Annotated in this window: 3 protein-coding genes; 1 reads left to right on the top strand and 2 read right to left on the bottom strand. The window is 35.7% G+C overall.

The genetic code is table 11. From position 1 onward, the window contains the following. Both AC1DUW_RS26425 and AC1DUW_RS26420 read right to left on the bottom strand, forming a co-directional pair. Window positions 1-770, bottom strand: a 770-nt coding sequence (locus AC1DUW_RS26425; protein WP_477643882.1) for an MFS transporter, incomplete at its 3' end; no start/stop codon positions are given. A gap of 144 nt (window positions 771-914) precedes the next feature. Next, complete coding sequence (locus AC1DUW_RS26420) at window positions 915-1,670, bottom strand: SDR family NAD(P)-dependent oxidoreductase (protein ID WP_477643881.1); 756 nt, start codon at window positions 1,668-1,670, stop codon at window positions 915-917. A gap of 153 nt (window positions 1,671-1,823) precedes the next feature. On the opposite strand from AC1DUW_RS26420, the gene AC1DUW_RS26415 reads away from it, so the two are divergent. Continuing rightward, window positions 1,824-2,274: MarR family winged helix-turn-helix transcriptional regulator (locus tag AC1DUW_RS26415; protein ID WP_477643880.1), on the top strand; the 451-nt coding region annotated here is incomplete at its 3' end.

Raw genomic sequence — 2,274 nt, 5'->3', positions numbered from 1 at the left:
GGTGGTGCAACGTGTTGACCGAAACTGCTAATTGCTGTGATAAAGAAGAAGAATAGTAATAATGCATAAAATGCGCTAGATTTTTTCGCTACAGCAGCAGAAACACCTTTAACTTCTTGTTGTTGAGAAGAAGCTGGATTGTCTGCTTGCACTTCATCACTACCTAATGGTCGTAACCCTTTTTGTTGAGGTGCCATACGAATCGTTAATAATACGATTGGCACAACAATTGCCATTACGCCCAGACCTAATGCGAAATACGTAATTCTCCAACCTTCGTTAGCGATTAGGTTACCAGCCATTGGTTGAAGGATTGCACCGAAAATACCACCTGAAGCTACCATAATACCCATAGCTAAACCATTATGTTTTTTAAACCAGTTATTGATTAATACTGGACCAGCGATTTGCGTAATAAAAATCGAACCTATCGCCATAGGGATACTGAATAAATACCAACCCCATACAGAATTCATTAATCCGAACATCGCAAATGATCCTGCTTGTAAAATCATTGACGTTACTAATATTACTCTAATATCGAACTTCGACATTATTTTACCTGCTATTGGTAAGAAAATCATTGTGACAATAGAGGAAATACTAAAGTATAATGTTAAGCTTCCCATCCCAATTCCTAAATCTTCTGTGATAGGTGTTAAAAATAATCCACCTGCAGTCATGATACCGCCTTTTGCCAAGCCGACCATAAGTGCTACGCCTAATAATAACCACCATGCATAGTGGATTTTTTTCTTTTGTTGAGTCATGATGAACTCCTCGATTCATTGTTTATTTGGTGACCATTTTGCTTACTCAAAATGGTGTTAGTTACATACACTAGTTTTTTAGTTAGATAACTATTTATAATTTGGATGCCCTTTAACGAAAAGGCATCCAAATGATAAGAGTTATTAGCGTAATTTAATTGATCCGCCATCTACCATGATCGTTTGACCTGTAATATAAGAAGAATCTTCGCTTGCTAAGAATACTGCAACGCGACCGATATCGTCCTCAATTTCTCCTAGTCTTCTTAGAGGGATTTTAGAAAGCATTCCTTGGTAATATTCTGGATTTTCTTCTGCCCATTGAATCATACCCGGTGATTTAGCGATTGGCGCAATGATGTTTACATTGATACCAAATGGACCGAATTCATTCGATGCCACACGSGTAATTCCACGAATTGCTTCTTTTGCAACTGCGTAAGAAGCTTGATTAACATCACCATTAATACCAGCGCCTGATGCGAAGTTGATGATATTCCCTTTTGTTTCTTTTAAATATGGTAGTGCAGCTTGCATTAAGTAGAATGTTGGATAGAATCCAGTATTAAATGATAAATCGAAATCTGCTTGTGTTGTGTCAGCAATCGAATTCATTCTTGATGCATGTGCATTGTTTACTAGAATATCTAATTTGCCGTATCTCTCAACAACTTGTGTCACAATATTTCCTAGTTTATCGTGTTCAGCAAGGTTTGCTTGAATGAACATTGATTCTGGTTGGTATTCTTGTAATTTCTTAATTGATTCAGTTCCTACTTCTGCATTTAAGTCAACAATTACAACTGTTGCTCCCTCTTTTACAAAGGCAGTTGCCATACCCATACCAATACCGCCTGCTCCTCCTGTAATAATTGCTACTTTATCGTCTAGTCTTTTCATTATTATTTCTCCTTCATGTATAAGTATTTATAAATGTACCTTGAAAAATTAAGATACCTTTTGATATAGACAACTTGGTTGACTATGTTGTGAATTGTACAATGGAATTYARATAWAGTCAACCTAWTTGACTWTTTATAAGGAGGTTTATGTATGAATCATAGYGAATTGGATCTTACATCACTTTTGTCATTATCCTTTAGTGCATCTATTAATGAACTGCATGAAAGATTAAGTGAATTGGGATTTGRAGATTTCAGACCTGCACATGGYTTTATGTTTAAATGTATCATTCCTAATGGAGCAACTGGTATAGAACTATCTGAGTATTTAGGAATTACCAAGCAGGCTGTAAGTAAAATGGTGGATTATCTCAAAAAAAATGGTTATGTTATGCGTCAAACTCATCCCACTGATAAAAGAGGAAAAATTATTGTTTTGACTGAACGAGGTTGGTTAGTAGTGAAAGCAAAAGAGAAGATACTAACTGAGATTGAGGGACGTTGGAGTGAAAACATAGGTACTGAACGAATGCAAATGCTCAAAAAAGATTTATCAAAGTTAGTTTTTGAAGAAAATGAAGGTAAATTATCATCGAGTGTAA

The organism is Peribacillus sp. P4_C12 (assembly GCF_056402095.1).
Note: the sequence above shows the minus strand (reverse complement) of the source record. Positions and strands in the feature narration are given on the sequence as shown.